Source organism: Lysinibacillus sp. COL-1, assembly GCF_059814265.1.
The window spans coordinates 2969694-2984959 of sequence record NZ_JCAWSJ010000004.1 but is presented as its reverse complement, the minus strand read 5'-3'; the positions used below and the strand labels follow the sequence as shown (position 1 = coordinate 2984959).

Genomic DNA, 15266 nt, shown 5'->3' with positions numbered 1-15266 from the left:
TGGTCGAATAATACGTTAAGATTAGGGGTCGCTATTTTGTATAATTTTTTATTACCGAACGAATTTGTGACGAATATTTTTGAAATTACGCCGGAAAAGTTACAAGAATTAGGGATTAGAGGCATCATTACGGATTTAGATAATACGCTTGTTGAATGGGATCGCCCAGACGCAACAGAAGAGCTGATTATTTGGTTACGTATTATGAAAGAATCAGGTATTCGAGTTATTATTGCATCGAATAACAATGAAGCGCGTGTGAAGCATTTTGCTGAGCCATTAGATATCCCGTATATTCACAAGGCAAAAAAACCACTTCGTAATGCTTTTTATAATGCACTGATTCAACTAGGTTTACGCCCAAATGAAGTAGTCATGGTTGGAGATCAACTCCTGACTGATGTGATGGGCGCAAATCGTTTAGGCTTGCATACAGTGTTAGTAAAGCCTGTTGCACAATCAGATGGGCTGGTAACAAAATTGAATCGTTTCATTGAGCGTCGAGTATTTAATGATTTGAAACGTAAAGGAATAATAACTTGGGAGGAACAAGAATGATTGAAATGCCAAATTGTATTGGCTGTGGTACAACAATTCAAACAGAAGATAAAACAGCAGTTGGGTATGCACCCCCATCATCATTAGAAAAGGATGTGGTCATTTGCCAGCGCTGCTTCCGTTTGAAAAATTACAATGAAATTCAACCCGTGTCATTAACAGATGACGACTTTTTACGTATTTTAAACGGCCTTGGAACACAGCAGGGCTTAATCGTAAAAATTGTTGATATATTTGATTTCAATGGGAGCTGGCTACCTGGGCTTCACCGTTTTGTAGGGAAGAATCCTGTTCTTTTGATTGCCAACAAAGCAGATTTATTACCAAAATCAGTGAAACCGAAAAAAGTAATCAATTGGCTTAAACGCGAGGCAAAGGCACTAGGACTTCAGCCTATCGATGTTCTATTAGTCAGTGCCCATAAAGGCAAGGGAATGGCGGAAGCAATGGAGGCCATCGACGAGTACCGTAACGGACAAAATGTCTATGTTGTAGGTTGTACAAATGTTGGGAAATCTACATTCATTAACCGTATTATTAAACAGGCTACAGGAGAAGGGGAAGTCATTACAACGTCACACTTCCCTGGTACTACGTTAGACATGATTGACATTCCACTGGATGATGGTAGTGCATTATATGATACGCCTGGTATTATTAATCATCATCAAATGGCTCATCATATTGATTCAAGTGAATTAAAATATATTATGCCGAAAAAGGAAATTAAACCGAAAGTCTACCAGCAAAATCCTGGACAGTCCCTATTTATTGGGGCATTGGCGAGATTTGACTTTATCCAGGGAGAGCGTTCAGCCTTTACAATCCATGTGGCAAACGATCTACCGATTCACCGTACAAAGCTTGAGAAGGCCGATACATTATATGCAGAACATAAAGGCGAGCTTCTGGCACCTCCAACTGCAGATTTTATCGACCAACTTCCACCATTGGTACGTCATGAGTTTTCCATCAAAGAAGCGAAAACAGACGTTGTATTTTCTGGCCTGGGCTGGATTACAGTACAGCATGCTAATGTAGTCGTAGCAGCCTACGCGCCAAAAGGTGTACAAGTTTCAATTCGTCCTTCATTAATCTAAACAGAAGGATGTAGTAGAGAGAGGGACTAGAAAATGAAGAAATGGTTTGCAGTTATGGGTGATCCAATTGAACATTCAAAATCACCGGCCATGCACAATGCTTGGTTTGAGGACATGTCAATAGATGCGACATATATTCCTTTGCATGTACCTTCTGATCAATTAGAATCAGCAGTTGCTGGTTTGAAAACATTAGGGGCGAGTGGCTGGAACGTGACAATTCCTCATAAGACAGCAATCATTCCATATTTAGATGAGCTAGATGAGCTGGCGCAAAAAATGGGCGCAGTGAATACAGTCGTACGAACAAAAGAGGGAAAGCTGAAGGGCTATAATACAGATGGGATTGGCTTTGTTCGCTCACTAGAAGAAGCCGTTGGTGTATCTCGAAAGGACAAGCCTGTATTACTTGTTGGTGCTGGTGGCGCTGCTCGCGGTATTGCCTTTGCTATGCAGCAACAAGGCTATCACCATTTAACTATCGCCAATCGTACGGTGGCAAATGCCCAAGCGATAATTGATGAAATGGATATGGGTCGTGCGATGTCATTACAAGAAGCAGAAGAAACATTAGCTGATTTCGGCATTATTGTGCAAATGACATCGGCTGGCCTTGCTACGGGCAATTTTTCTATGCCATTTTCATTAGATCGACTTGCGAAAGGAGCAATTGTTGCGGATATTGTGTATAATCCATTAATGACGCCTTTTTTACAAGCGGCTGAAGAAAAAGGAGCAACGATTGTCACAGGCTTAGGGATGTTTGTCCATCAAGGAGCCATTGCTTTTGAACACTGGTTAGGAAACTATCCAAACACAAATTCAATGATTGCGCAGCTTAAGGCGCAATTAGGAGGAAACTAATTTTTATGTTAACAGGTAAACAGAAACGTTTTTTACGTGCAGAGGCACATCATTTAACACCTATTTTCCAAGTAGGAAAAGGTGGAGTTAATGACGAAATGACAAAGCAAATTCGTGAGGCATTAGAAGTACGTGAACTGATTAAAGTGCGTATTTTAGATAACTGTGAAGAGGACAAACATGAAGTTGCTGAATCACTGGCAACAGGTGCTCGTGCGGAGCTTGTCCAATTAATCGGTCTGACAGTTGTTTTATATAAAGAGTCACGCAATCATAAAAAGATTGTATTACCAAAAGCAACGAAATAAGGTGAGACGATGAAAAGGGTCGGTTTACTAGGTGGCACATTTAACCCACCACATATAGGGCATCTCATGATGGCTAATGAGGTTTTTCATGCGCTAGAGCTTGATGAAATCCGTTTTATGCCAAATGCTATACCACCACATAAGCAGGCACGATTTGATGCTAGTAATGTCGAACGACTCGAAATGGTGAAGCGTGCAATTCGTCCATTTCCTTATTTTTCAGTAGAGTCGTATGAGGTTGAGAAGGGTGGCGTATCCTATTCCTATGAGACACTTTCTGCCTTGTGTAGAAGAGAACCGGATGTGAAATTTTACTTTATCATCGGTGGCGATATGATTGATTCGCTACATACATGGCATTGTATTGATGATTTAGTAAAAATCGTGCGGTTTGTCGGAGTAAAGCGTCCAGGAACAGCGGCGACAACAGAGTACCCTATAAGTATGGTGGAAGTGCCTCAAATCGATTTATCGTCCACACTGATTCGTGAACGCCTTGCGACTGGGGGAACGGTAACATTTTTATTACCAGAAGCGGTAGAGACGTTCATACGAGAGGAAGGTCTTTATGGAACGCGAACAGTATTTAGCGGCGATTAAGCCAAGAATGCCTGAAAAACGTTATATTCATACAATCGGTGTAATGGAAACAGCCATCGATTTAGCACAAAAATATGGCGAGGATGTTAAAAAAGCTGAAATAGCAGCAATCCTCCATGATATTGCTAAATATGAAGACATTGAATGGATGGAGAATATCGTTCGTGATGAAAATTTAGATCCACAATTAATTGGCTGGGGCAGTGAATTACTCCACGGCCCAGTCGGTGCCTATATAGCGCAAAGTGAGTTTGGCATCACAGACGATGAGTTGTTAAATGCGATTCGTTTCCATACAACAGGACGCGTTGGGATGAGTCGTTTAGAAAAAATCATTTTTGTCGCAGATATGATTGAGCCAGACCGTCGATTTGATGGTGTGGAGCGTCTGCGAAAGAAGGCGCAAAAAAATTTGGATAAGGCGATGAGTGCATGTGTACGCCATACTTTGGCATTTTTAATAGACACAAAGCAACCAATTTATCCTTTATCAATAGAATGTTATAACGATACGATGAACAGAGAGGATAGTGAAGGATGACTTCAACTTTATTACAAGCAGCGTACAAAGCAATTGACGACAAACATGGTGAGGATATTGTCGTTTTAAATATGCAAGGAATTTCCCTTTTAGCAGATTATTTTATCATCGCCCATGGTAACTCTGACCGCCAAGTGCAAGCAATCGCGCGTGAGTTACAGGATATAGCAGAACAACAAGGCTATGAAATTCGTCGTGTCGAAGGTTTCGATGCAGCTCGTTGGGTACTTGTTGACCTTGGAGATGTAGTGGCGCACGTATTCCATAAGGATGAGCGTGCTTATTATAATTTAGAACGTCTATGGGGCGATGCACCGCAGCTAGACATGCCAGAGGCCTAAGCTAAGTGAGTAGTTACGAACGCTTTGCCCATGTCTATGATGAGCTACAAACGGATATTCCTTACAATCTTTATGTAGATTGGGTTGTACAGCATGCACCATGCAGCCAATACCCCACACTTTTAGATATTGGTTGTGGTACAGGTGTGCTTAGCTTGTTATTCGCCCATGCTGGTTATAAGGTCAGCGGAGTCGACTTATCAGAAGAGATGCTGTCCATCGCAGCAAAACGCTTTGCTGATGCAGGCTACCAAGCTCCGTTATATTGTATGTCGATGGACGAATTAGATGGCTTTGAGGCGTTAGATGTTGTGACGATTACCATTGACTCCCTTAATTATGTTGTAGAGGAGCAAGCCGTCTATACAACATTAGAACGTATTTATCATGCTTTACGTGATGGAGGACAGCTGTTTTTTGATGTTCATTCATTATTTAAGATGAATGAGATTTTTTTAGACGGACCGTTTACGTATGATGATGGGGACATTAGTTATGTATGGCATACAGCGCCAGCTGATTTCGAGCATTCTGTTACACATCAAATGACCTTTTATGTGCGAGATATCGCAAGTGAGTTATATGAACGTTTTGATGAAGAGCATTTACAACGTACTTTCTCAATAGAGCAGTATATGGCTTGGCTGCGCGCCATTGGTTTTCATGATGTGGAAATCACAGCTGATTTTACGGATGAAGCACCTGAATATGAAAGCGAACGCATTTTTATTCGTGCGGTGAAATAAAGAAAACGGAGCCACACTGTCCCCCAATGGGCAGTGTGGCTCTTTTGGTGGATAGAAAGGCTAAAGTGAAGGATAGCGTGCTTAAATTAGTGGATAGAAAAGCGAAAGCGAAGGATAGCAAGCTTAAATCGGTGGATAGCAAGGCGAAAGCGAAGAATAGCTCTCTTAAGCAGGTCAATAGAATCTCCTGATATTTATTATTATTTTCAATCAACAAGTCATAGTGTATGATGTAGATAACTCCATATGATGACCTTTTGCAAGGAAAGGATGGGTGCTATGCTCCAATCTTTATGGCAAAAGTATAAAAAAAGTATGTTATTCCCCAGCATACTGGTAGTCAGTGGACTTTGTTACTTCTATTTTTCGAGTTTTGACTCTTCACCTCCCCAAGAAGAGCTCATCGAGACAATCCAATCGTTTGAAGAAAAAAATCATAGTGAAACTGCTGAAGAAGCGGTGATTCAGCAGATATTTGTTGATATAAAGGGTGCTGTGATGTATCCAGGCGTTTATGAGCTTCAGCAAGACCAACGCATAAAAGATGCTGTCGAGCTTGCAGGTGGCTATACAGAGCAAGCTGACACACAGCGCATGAATCATGCGCAAAAAGTGCAGGATGAAATGGTGATTTATATTCCCACAAAGGGTGAACAGCTAGAAGATGGAGCTACAACTCTTTTAACAATACCTACTGAAAGTGCTCCTAAAGAGCAGAAGATTAATATTAATCAAGCCGATATAGCAATTCTAGCAACCTTACCAGGAATCGGCCCCTCGAAAGCGCAAAGTATTCTTACGTATCGAGAGGAACACGGACACTTTCAAGCGATCGAAGACTTAAAAAATGTAAGTGGTATTGGTGATAAAACATTTGAGAAGCTAAAAGATGCGATTACTGTAAAGTAAACGTTTTACAGGATGTAATATTGACGCCTCTTTTCTATAAGGGATACACTATAGTAGAAAAGCAAGAGAAATATAATTTGTAAGCCAATTTTTGGAGGTAATCATATGGAGCGAATTACTTGGGATCAATTTTTTATGGCACAGAGCCATTTACTCGCATTACGTAGTACATGTACAAGACTAGCAGTAGGAGCAACTGTTGTGCGTGAAAAACGCATCATTGCAGGCGGTTATAACGGTTCCATTATAGGAGACGAACATTGTATTGAACAAGGATGCTATGTAGTTGACAACCATTGTGTGCGTACAGTGCATGCTGAAATGAATGCCTTGCTGCAATGTGCTAAATATGGAACACCGACAAAAGGTGCTGATTTGTATGTAACACATTTCCCATGTCTACCATGTACAAAATCCATTATTCAAGCGGGCATTGAACGTGTCTATTACGCAACAGATTATAAAAATAATCCCTATGCCCAGGAATTATTTGCAAAAGCGGGCGTGGAAGTTGTCCATGTACCCTTTGATGACCGTAAAATCGATTTTTTACGAGATGAAAAACTAGCCTTGTACACAGAAATGCTTCATGAGCTTCGCGAGAGTGGCGTGCCAGCCGAAAAGTTGCTCCCATATGAACAGAAGGTGAGTGCATTATTTGGCATCGAGCTTTAAAGCATAAATGGATCTTTGTAGCTCTTGCTGTACTTGTAGCGGCTATTGCAGCACACTCGTCAGCATGGCTACTCACTTTTTTATTGCTTTTAGCCCTGTGGCTCATCTTAAAAGGTGAGTCATGTTTTCTTGTGACGTTTGTAATGATAAGTGCTTTATTCGCTTATTTTTTTCTTTCTACCTATCAACTGACGGAACCTTCCCCCTTACCAAAAACCTTCCCTATAACCTGGTCAAACGATTATAAAATAAACGGCCAAAAACTCCGTGGTTTTGCTACAACTACAAATCGTCAAAAGCTTTATGTGATATATACCTTTTCATCAGAGCAAGAAAAAAGTTTGTATGAAAATACTTCATTAGCAGGCAAAACATATCTTGCCAGGGGTGAGCTTGTAGTACCGTCTCCATCTGCGCATGCTTATGCATTTTCAATGACTGACTATTTAACAAGCAAGGGAGCAACAGGCATTGTGGAAATCGCTAGCTGGCGTTATGTCGAAAAGCAGTCTTCCATCTTCACCTTTTTGGCTGAAATAAGACACAGTATGAAAAAACATATAGAAAGAACCTTTCCAAAAGCCCTTGTAGCAGAGGCACAAGCACTTCTGATAGGGGCACAAGATCAAATGGAGGGTGAACTGCAGCGTGCCTATCAAAAGCTTGGTATCACCCATTTGTTTGCGATTTCTGGCCTACATGTCGCACTCGTGTCTTGGTTATTCTTTGAAGGCTTACTTCGAATAGGCATACGCAAAGAAATGGCTACGGCTGCACTACTGATCCTTTTACCCGTTTATGGGGTCATTGCAGGAGGTGCACCTTCTGTTTGGCGTGCAGTCTCTGTAGTTGAACTAATGATGTTACTGCGCTTTTTGAAGTGGACTCTTTCAATAGATGATGCACTAGCCATTAGCTTTATAGGCTTCGTTATGCTTGAACCAGGTGTCATTTTTCAAATTGGCTTTCAACTGTCCTATTTAGCTGCCGCTAGTTTGGTTTATTCAGGTATCATTTTCAAACAGACGGGGAATTGGCTCAGTCGTTCTTTTTTCGTCACATTTGTCTGCCAGCTGCTCGTTTATCCTCTATTACTTCATCATTTTTATGAATTATCTATGTCCTCGTTTTTTGTCAATATTCTGTTTGTTCCATTGTTTTCCTTTGTTATATTACCATTTAATATTGTAGTGTTTATGTTATCCTATATTTCCTTACCGCTTGCCAATATGCTATTTGCTGGCTACGAACCGCTACGTAATGGGCTGACCCGTATGATTATGGTGATGCAGGAGCTACCATTTCAATTATGGTCACCGGGTAAGCCAATGATCTGGCTTAGCTGTGTAGCGCTGCTAAGTGTTTTAGCAAGCTTATATTACTTAGAAACGAGACGGTTCAGGAAGGCTATTGTCGCACTTGTTATTCCCGCCATTTGGATTCATCTGTCACCCATGCTGTCTAACGAAACACAGATCACGTTTTTAAATGTAGGGCAGGGAGACAGTATCGTTATTGAATTGCCTTTTAGAAAAGCTGTCTATGTCATTGATGCGGGTGGGTTACTACGCTTTGAACAGGAGCAGTGGAAAAAAGCAGATAGTCCTTATGAGGTAGGGAAGCAAGTTGTAGTGCCATTTTTAAAAGCTAAAGGAATACGCACCATCGATATTTTTATCGCCACCCATGCGGATGCAGATCATATAGAAGGTGCCGAAGAGGTTTTACAAGAGATTAAGATGAAGGAAATACACGTGACACCAAGTTCTTTACAGCAGCCTTTAATGCAAGAATTATTGCTAGAAGCAAATAAGCACAATGTACCTGTTAAAGAAAAGATGATGGGGACAGCATGGCATAGTGGTGGGACAAATTTTTATTATTTATCGCCTGATGACACCCTTTATGAAGGAAACGATGATTCCCTCGTATTGTACATGCAACAGAACGACTTTACAGCGTTATTTACAGGTGACTTGGAACAATATGGTGAACAACAGCTAATCAAGCGTTATGGGCATCTATTAGCCAATCTAACATTGCTGAAAGCGGGACATCATGGCAGTAAGACATCTAGTTCAGAAGCCTTTGTTGAGCTGCTCCAGCCCGAATTAACGGTTTTCAGTGCAGGTCTCCATAATCGCTATGGTCATCCACATGAAGAAGTAGTACAACGTTTTGTCAGTCGCAATTTAGCGACTTTGACAACAGGGGTGGATGGAACCATTGAAATACGTATTCGTGCTAATGGTTGGTCTGCTGCAGTAAATGAAAAAGGCCTTGTCCAATGACCAAGGCCTTTTTCCTGCATAAGTCCAATTACTGTGATACGAATTCTACTATAGTTGCAATAATAAACATAATTGTGAAAACGCCAAATGATACACCGAAGCCAACACCAGAATCGATGGCATCGTTACGTCGACATTGTATGTTCTTTCCTTCAAATGGATTCATTGTTATCCCTCCAATTCTGTTATTTATTATAAGACAACATGGTCATAAAAGCTATATCGAAAAGGAGAATTCCCAGTCTGGCAAGGAATAGACACAATTCGGTCAAAGTCACAAAGGACCATGAAATCATGTATACTAATAGTATTGCTAGATGGAGGGAAAATTATGATTTCAAAGGTTTGGAATACAATAAAAAAAGGTGAGCTGGCACCGGTTTATTTACTTGTTGGTGAAGAAAGCTATTTTATAGATGAAACCATTAAACGTTTAAAAGAAGCGATGGGGTCAGAAGAAGAGCTGGAAATGACCGCATTTGATTTAGAAGAGGTGCCAGTAGATGTGGTTATGGATGAAGCAGATACGATTCCTTTTTTCTCAGAACGTAAGCTTATTATTGCTAAAAACGCTTCGTTTTTAAAAGCAACTGAGAAAGGGAAAGAAAAAATCGATCATGATGTAAAACGTTTGGAAACGTGGTTATCGAATCCATCTGATTTCTCCGTAACGGTTTTTATTGCCCCTTATGAAAAATTAGATGAACGTAAAAAAGTGACCAAAATGCTCAAAGAGCATGCATTACTTGTACAAGCCGAAACCCCAAAAGAGCAGGATTTAGCCGTATGGATTCAAGGCGTTGTCGAGGCACAGGGCAACAGCATCACACAAGAGGCTATTGAGCTGCTTGTAACGATGGTGGGCGCCAACATGCTGCAATTGCAGATGGAAATTGACAAGCTTACCCTCTATTTAGGTGAGGGTGGAGAAATTACAGCTTCGTTAGTGGAGGATCTAGTAGCAAAAACATTGGAGCAAGATGCCTTTAAAATGCTCAATGCTTATTTGGCTAATGATTCGGTCAGCGCTTTGTCCATTTATCATGATTTATTACGGCAAAAACAAGAGCCTATTATGTTAGTTGGCTTGCTTGCATCCAATGTTCGTACCATGTCCAATGTTTTTTATTTGTTGAAGAAAGGGTATCATCCACAACAAATTGCCAAAAATTTAAAAATTCACCCGTATCGTGTCAAACTCATGACTGAGCAGCGTCATCGTCCATCAGAAGAAAGTTTATTGAGAGCATTATATCAACTAGCTGAGGTTGATTTACAGCTGAAATCGACTGGTGGTAATCGAGAGAGACATTTAGAATTATTTCTATTACGTCAACTGTAACATAAAAAGCTGTCCAATAAAGGGCAGCTTTTGTGTTATCTATCAAAATGAAAAAGATCAGCTACTCCTAGTAGAGTATCTGATCCTTTAAACAATTACGCTTTTTTAGCAAGGCGAGACTTTTTACGAGCCGCCGCGTTTTTGTGGATAAGTCCTTTTGAAGCTGCTTTATCTAATGATTTGAAAGCTGCTTGTAAAAGTTCTTGTTTGTTTTCAGCGTTTGCAACAACAGCGTTTTCAGCTTTTTTCACTGTAGTACGCATTGCAGATTTAGCTTGAGAATTAGCAATGTTTGCTTTTTCGTTAACTTTTACGCGTTTAATCGCAGATTTAATGTTTGGCATATATTTCACCTCCTAAATTAGGTACGAGATGATATCTTCTCATTGATTTCTTGTGTTAATACAACAAAAATCATTTTAACAAACGCTTGACCAAATTGCAATAGATAAATGCAAAGAATATTTACTTGACAGTTTGAACAAACTACAGCTTGAGGTGAACTGTATGCAAAATTTTAATTGGCAACGAACAGATTTAATCGATGAATCTGAAGAGGTAGTTGTCCATCAGACCAAAGAACAAAAAGAAAAGCTAGAACAATCGAGTGGCGTTCAAATAGAAGATCGGAATGCTGGTCGAGTGAAAATTACAGATGTCCTTGTAGATGCTGAGGGTGAAAAGCAAATTGGCAAAAAAGAAGGGCAGTATATTACACTTTCTGTCCCAACACTGACATTAGAAGATCAAGATGGCTTTGCACAGCTTGAGCAAGAATTACTTGTGAATTTTAAAAACATGCATGAATCACTTTCTTGGCAAGAAGATGATAAAATTTTAATTGTTGGTTTGGGCAATCGTACCATTACACCTGATGCCATAGGTCCTTATTTAATTGATCATCTGCATAGCTTAGATGTGATAGATGAAAAGTTTGTCATGTATGCGCCAGGTGTTACAGGGCAAACGGGCTATGAAACAGGGGAGTTTGTGGCTGCGATTGCTGAGCGTCTACAACCAAAATTAATTATTGTGGTTGATGCGCTTGCTACAAGGGCGAGTAATCGTCTTTGTAAAACAATTCAATTAACAGATACCGGCATCCATCCTGGCTCAGGTGTAGGCAATCAACGGCAAGAAATTTCCTATGAGATGCTAGGGATTCCTGTAACGGCAATTGGTATCCCAACAGTAGTAGATGCACCTGTATTAATTGCTGATGCGGTAGAAACGATGCTTCGCTCGATAGCTGCTCGTGTAGCTGAGCGCAGTAAACCATCATCGAAGCTCTCATTGTCCTCTTGGCAACCCGATATCAATAAAGAGCTTGATATGACGTTAGTACAACCTATTTTTGGAGAATGGGCGACATGGACGAAGGAGGAACGTCAGCAGCTGTTTGAAGAAACCTTCGCTGGCTCACATACACAATTGATGGTTACACCAAAGGAAGCAGACTATTGGATTGATCGCTATGCAAAACTAGTGGCTTCCATGCTAATGAACTGGGCAAGTGATTTATAATAAAGGCTAAAAAAATGTTCTTGATAGACCTTCTAAAACACTCAGATTTATGCGTAAAACAAGAAAATTATTTTCGTTCTAAATGACACCCCCTCTCCATACGATATGGGGAGGAGGGTGTGACTTTGCTAAAAAAACTACAATGGTCATTTGGTATATTATTGTTCTTTTTCGTATTACCTGTCATTGCTGGGCAACTTCCGTTCAACAAGCAAGCATCGACTCCGATTAAACAATCAGAAGATAAGCAAGTCGTGTTTGCCGCTACCAATTTAGCTGAACAAAGTGTACTGGAACAAACGAAAGAGCCTGAACCAGATCAAGCCCTAGACCCGGACCCATTTAAAGTGTTAGTGTTATTTACTCATTCACATGAAGCATACGAACCAATGGTGAAAGCTGTGAGTGGTAAGGTAGCGACTTCTCATGAAACAGTCAATATTATGAGTCTAAAGGATAAGATTGTGAATCATTTTAATGTAAATGGCTTGAAGACAAATATCCTCGATGTAGATATTATGAAGAAATTACAAGCTGAGGGTAAGGGATATCATGAATCCTATAATGTCATGAGACCTTATTTAAGTAAGCATTTAGAAACAAATAATTATGATTTAATACTAGATTTACATCGTGACTCATTAAAACATGATCTTACAACGATCTCATATAATGGGGAAAACTATGCAAAAATTGCTATTGTGGTTGGTGCAGAGCATGCAAATTACCGCTGGAATACAGCGTATGCAGAAAGTTTATCCTCCACATTAAATGCCATCGTTCCAAAAATATCAAAAGGTGTTATTTCCAAAAGTGGTGATGGTGTTGATGGGCGATATAATCAGGATTTGGCAAAGCAAATGATGATTGTTGAGGTTGGTGGAATTGGCAATACGGAGGAAGAGGTTAATCGTACGATTGCTGTAATTGGCAAGGCCATATCAAAAGCATTTGTAAATGATTCAAAACAATAGAACAAGGATGAAAAAAGTGAGTCTGTTACAGGCTCACTTTTTTGCTATTCTAGCATAAAAATTTCCAGAACAAAATCTAATTATTTGTCTTTCCATTGCTTCATTCTTGTCTTATAATTTTCAAGTTGGCTTTCGATTTTCATGATAAAACGTTAATGAAGGCATATGCAAGTAAGGCAAAATGTGCTTTTGAAGCATCTACCATTTTTGGGAATGCCTTTTAAGACAATAGCAAACATACATATGAATTTTAAAAAGACAAAGAGTGATCACGTTTCATTTTTCTCTAAAACTTTTATCGTATTTCAAACGTCAAACATATAAGTGCACAAATGAAAAAGTATAAAGAGGAGATGATGTTCAAATCACAGGTGCTATTAAGGGATAACAGGTTTTATCTTGATATAGTAGCTATAAGGCCATTATGCAAAAGGAAATTGATAGATTATTGAAGGAAGGAATAGTATGTCAGGCAAGTCATTAAATCATCGTTATATTCCTGGACTAGACGGGATTCGAGCATTAGCCGTATTAGCAGTTATTGCTTATCATTTTAACTTCAATTGGGCTAGAGGTGGCTTTTTAGGAGTAGATATCTTTTTTGTATTATCAGGCTATTTAATCACCTCTACCATTTTGCCTGTAAAGGGCAATCAATTAACAGTCAGTCTAAAGAAATTTTGGGTTGGACGATTTAGGCGGTTACTACCAGCGGCCTACGTGATGATTGTTATATCATTTGTCTGGGCAACGCTCTTTCATAAAGAACTTCTTCATACATTACGTGGAGATGCGTTGTCCTCTATTTTTTATTCAAGTAATTGGTGGTTCATTTTTCATAAACTTTCTTATTTTGATAGTTTTGGCTCCCCGTCACCTTTAAAAAATTTATGGTCGCTAGCTATTGAAGAACAATTTTATCTGATTTGGCCCTTGCTCTTAATGATTGGCCTTTATATTTTTCAAAAACAAAGCAAACTGGCTAAAGTTGTCTTTATTGGAGCGGTTTGTTCAGCTCTAGTAATGGCGATTCTTTATGAGCCAGGTGCAGATCCAAGCCGTGTCTATTATGGAACGGACACACGCTGTTTTGAACTATTAATTGGCTGTTGGCTAGCTCTTGTTTGGCCAATGAAAAGGCTATCTGCACAAAAATTATCAACAAACCATGTGAAGAAGCTAAATAGTTTGAGTTTCATTACGCTTATGATTTTTCTAGTTAGTATTGTTTATGTAGATGAATATCAACCCTTCCTTTATAGAGGTGGCATGTTCTTATTTTGCTTAAATGCAGCAGTTTTGATTGCATGTATCTGTCACCCCGTCAGCATTTTAGGAAAACTACTAGCGTGGAGGCCGCTTTGTTGGATTGGCTCTCGATCCTACGGCATATATCTATGGCATTATCCTGTCATGGTACTAGGTACACCTATTCATGAAATTGGCAACCTATCTTATTGGCGGGTTGCACTTCAAATCATACTTATTGTTATGATAGCAGAGCTATCCTATCGCTTCATTGAAATGCCTATCCGTAAAGAAGGATTCCGAGCCTATTATGGGAAATACTTTGTCTTTAACAAAAATAAATGGGGAAGTCTTTCATTCTCACGAAAAATTTCAACGGTAATGGCTCCACTTTTCCTTCTTATGTTTTTCACAGGAATGACAGGAGTAGTAGGGGAAGGTCAGCAAAGTACTTCGAGTTCATATCCAACAAACATCAAAATTAATGGTGATGAACCTACAACTAATTTAAACAAGCATGACCAGCAATCAGAGCTACCAACTAACGAACCTTCCAAGGAAGAGAAAGTGGAGGATGTTCAGCAGATAGAAACACCAAAGCAAGAAGAAAATGATGTAAATAAAGTGCCTGAACGGGATGAGTTTTATCGTGGAATAGTAGCGATTGGTGATTCACTTATGATTGATATTGGCCCGAGCTTACATACTATTTACCCAACTATTACAATCGATGGAAAAATAGGTCGTCAAGTTTCACAAGCTGTCAAACTAGCACCAAATTATGCAAGTTTTAATCAACCCAATCATGCAGTCATTCTTCAATTGGGGACAAATGGTTATTTTACAAATGACCAAATGGACACACTCCTTGCCGCTTTTTCAAATGCTGATATTTATTTAGTGAATACACGTGTGCCCCGTTCATGGGAGGCAAAAGTGAATGAAGCATTACAGCAAAAAGCCCAGGAGAATGAACATATTACACTCATTGACTGGCATGCTGCAGCACTCAATCATCCAGAATACTTCGCCCCAGATGGCGTTCATTTAGAGAAAAAAGGGGTAGAAGTTTTAACAAACCTGATTCAACAATCCTTAAACAAGAAAAATTAATGAAAAAAGTCAGTCTACACAGCTTTGTCTGTTGACTGACTTTTTCTGTGCAAATATATGGTCTAAAGTTGAATTTGGACAAATGCGCCCTTAATTTCTCTGCATTTATATACTTAATACTGTAAAATCTAA

The 15266-nt window shown here is 39.6% G+C and carries 17 protein-coding genes; 15 read left to right on the top strand and 2 right to left on the bottom strand.

Features of this window, described 5'->3' with window-relative positions; all coding sequences use genetic code 11:
• Nucleotides 1–36 precede the first annotated feature (36 nt).
• From AC6BKE_RS23025 to AC6BKE_RS22975, 11 genes are all read left to right on the top strand, one after another.
• Nucleotides 37–558 (top strand): YqeG family HAD IIIA-type phosphatase, encoded by a 522-nt coding sequence (locus AC6BKE_RS23025; RefSeq protein WP_249646111.1) that lies wholly within the window; start codon nucleotides 37–39, stop codon nucleotides 556–558.
• Nucleotides 555–1658 carry a ribosome biogenesis GTPase YqeH gene (yqeH, locus tag AC6BKE_RS23020; protein WP_036121905.1) on the top strand — a complete coding sequence of 368 codons (1104 nt, stop codon included), beginning with the start codon at nucleotides 555–557 and terminating at the stop codon, nucleotides 1656–1658. Before AC6BKE_RS23025 ends, yqeH begins: the two co-directional genes overlap by 4 nt.
• A 33-nt stretch (nucleotides 1659–1691) precedes the next feature.
• On the top strand, nucleotides 1692–2522 hold the full coding sequence (gene aroE / locus AC6BKE_RS23015) for a shikimate dehydrogenase (protein ID WP_036121902.1): 831 nt from the start codon (nucleotides 1692–1694) through the stop codon (nucleotides 2520–2522).
• 5 nt (nucleotides 2523–2527) lie between these two features.
• Complete coding sequence (yhbY, locus tag AC6BKE_RS23010; protein WP_036121900.1) at nucleotides 2528–2830, top strand: ribosome assembly RNA-binding protein YhbY; 303 nt, start codon at nucleotides 2528–2530, stop codon at nucleotides 2828–2830.
• A 9-nt stretch (nucleotides 2831–2839) separates the two neighbouring features.
• The gene (locus AC6BKE_RS23005; RefSeq protein ID WP_141905133.1) at nucleotides 2840–3430 is read left to right on the top strand and encodes a nicotinate-nucleotide adenylyltransferase; all 591 of its coding nucleotides are present in this window, start codon (nucleotides 2840–2842) and stop codon (nucleotides 3428–3430) included.
• Nucleotides 3399–3971, top strand: a complete 573-nt coding sequence (gene yqeK / locus AC6BKE_RS23000) for a bis(5'-nucleosyl)-tetraphosphatase (symmetrical) YqeK (protein ID WP_499858141.1) — start codon at nucleotides 3399–3401, stop codon at nucleotides 3969–3971. Before AC6BKE_RS23005 ends, yqeK begins: the two co-directional genes overlap by 32 nt.
• Complete coding sequence (gene rsfS, locus AC6BKE_RS22995) at nucleotides 3968–4312, top strand: ribosome silencing factor (RefSeq protein ID WP_036121893.1); 345 nt, start codon at nucleotides 3968–3970, stop codon at nucleotides 4310–4312. The genes yqeK and rsfS overlap by 4 nt, the downstream gene beginning before the upstream one ends.
• Before the next feature lie 5 nt (nucleotides 4313–4317).
• Complete coding sequence (locus tag AC6BKE_RS22990) at nucleotides 4318–5058, top strand: class I SAM-dependent DNA methyltransferase (protein ID WP_036121889.1); 741 nt, start codon at nucleotides 4318–4320, stop codon at nucleotides 5056–5058.
• 279 nt (nucleotides 5059–5337) lie between these two features.
• Nucleotides 5338–5967 (top strand): helix-hairpin-helix domain-containing protein, encoded by a 630-nt coding sequence (locus AC6BKE_RS22985; RefSeq protein WP_058844218.1) that lies wholly within the window; start codon nucleotides 5338–5340, stop codon nucleotides 5965–5967.
• Nucleotides 5968–6072: 105 nt separating this feature from the next.
• Nucleotides 6073–6642, top strand: coding sequence for a ComE operon protein 2 (locus AC6BKE_RS22980; protein WP_036121883.1), 570 nt, complete (start codon nucleotides 6073–6075; stop codon nucleotides 6640–6642).
• Nucleotides 6643–6773: 131 nt separating this feature from the next.
• Complete coding sequence (locus AC6BKE_RS22975; RefSeq protein ID WP_499858140.1) at nucleotides 6774–8933, top strand: DNA internalization-related competence protein ComEC/Rec2; 2160 nt, start codon at nucleotides 6774–6776, stop codon at nucleotides 8931–8933.
• Between the two features lie 28 nt (nucleotides 8934–8961).
• Here the strand turns inward: AC6BKE_RS22975 and AC6BKE_RS22970 are convergent, their stop codons facing one another.
• Entirely contained in the window at nucleotides 8962–9099 is a 138-nt protein-coding gene (locus AC6BKE_RS22970; RefSeq protein WP_036121877.1) for a YqzM family protein, read from the bottom strand.
• Nucleotides 9100–9264: 165 nt separating this feature from the next.
• On the opposite strand from AC6BKE_RS22970, the gene holA reads away from it, so the two are divergent.
• Complete coding sequence (gene holA / locus AC6BKE_RS22965; protein ID WP_499858139.1) at nucleotides 9265–10275, top strand: DNA polymerase III subunit delta; 1011 nt, start codon at nucleotides 9265–9267, stop codon at nucleotides 10273–10275.
• 95 nt (nucleotides 10276–10370) lie between these two features.
• Here the strand turns inward: holA and rpsT are convergent, their stop codons facing one another.
• Entirely contained in the window at nucleotides 10371–10619 is a 249-nt protein-coding gene (rpsT, locus tag AC6BKE_RS22960; RefSeq protein WP_036121871.1) for a 30S ribosomal protein S20, read from the bottom strand.
• Nucleotides 10620–10782: 163 nt separating this feature from the next.
• Between rpsT and gpr the strand changes: the two genes are divergently transcribed.
• The 3 genes from gpr (at nucleotide 10783) to AC6BKE_RS22945 (ending at nucleotide 15134) form a co-directional block, all read left to right on the top strand.
• Nucleotides 10783–11799: a GPR endopeptidase gene (gene gpr / locus AC6BKE_RS22955; protein WP_036121869.1), complete on the top strand. Its 1017-nt coding sequence runs from the start codon at nucleotides 10783–10785 to the stop codon at nucleotides 11797–11799.
• Between the two features lie 119 nt (nucleotides 11800–11918).
• Complete coding sequence (gene spoIIP / locus AC6BKE_RS22950) at nucleotides 11919–12773, top strand: stage II sporulation protein P (RefSeq protein ID WP_249646113.1); 855 nt, start codon at nucleotides 11919–11921, stop codon at nucleotides 12771–12773.
• Between the two features lie 465 nt (nucleotides 12774–13238).
• Nucleotides 13239–15134: an acyltransferase family protein gene (locus AC6BKE_RS22945; protein ID WP_499858138.1), complete on the top strand. Its 1896-nt coding sequence runs from the start codon at nucleotides 13239–13241 to the stop codon at nucleotides 15132–15134.
• The last annotated feature ends 132 nt before the right edge of the window (nucleotides 15135–15266 follow it).

Coding starts and splice junctions, on each gene's coding strand:
- yqeH (WP_036121905.1), top strand. CDS start 555: ATGATTGAAATGCCAAATTGTATTGGCTGTGGTACAACAATTCAAACA.
- aroE (WP_036121902.1), top strand. CDS start 1,692: ATGAAGAAATGGTTTGCAGTTATGGGTGATCCAATTGAACATTCAAAA.
- yhbY (WP_036121900.1), top strand. CDS start 2,528: ATGTTAACAGGTAAACAGAAACGTTTTTTACGTGCAGAGGCACATCAT.
- AC6BKE_RS23005 (WP_141905133.1), top strand. CDS start 2,840: ATGAAAAGGGTCGGTTTACTAGGTGGCACATTTAACCCACCACATATA.
- yqeK (WP_499858141.1), top strand. CDS start 3,399: ATGGAACGCGAACAGTATTTAGCGGCGATTAAGCCAAGAATGCCTGAA.
- rsfS (WP_036121893.1), top strand. CDS start 3,968: ATGACTTCAACTTTATTACAAGCAGCGTACAAAGCAATTGACGACAAA.
- AC6BKE_RS22985 (WP_058844218.1), top strand. CDS start 5,338: ATGCTCCAATCTTTATGGCAAAAGTATAAAAAAAGTATGTTATTCCCC.
- AC6BKE_RS22980 (WP_036121883.1), top strand. CDS start 6,073: ATGGAGCGAATTACTTGGGATCAATTTTTTATGGCACAGAGCCATTTA.
- AC6BKE_RS22970 (WP_036121877.1), bottom strand. CDS start 9,099: ATGAATCCATTTGAAGGAAAGAACATACAATGTCGACGTAACGATGCC.
- holA (WP_499858139.1), top strand. CDS start 9,265: ATGATTTCAAAGGTTTGGAATACAATAAAAAAAGGTGAGCTGGCACCG.
- rpsT (WP_036121871.1), bottom strand. CDS start 10,619: ATGCCAAACATTAAATCTGCGATTAAACGCGTAAAAGTTAACGAAAAA.
- gpr (WP_036121869.1), top strand. CDS start 10,783: ATGCAAAATTTTAATTGGCAACGAACAGATTTAATCGATGAATCTGAA.
- AC6BKE_RS22945 (WP_499858138.1), top strand. CDS start 13,239: ATGTCAGGCAAGTCATTAAATCATCGTTATATTCCTGGACTAGACGGG.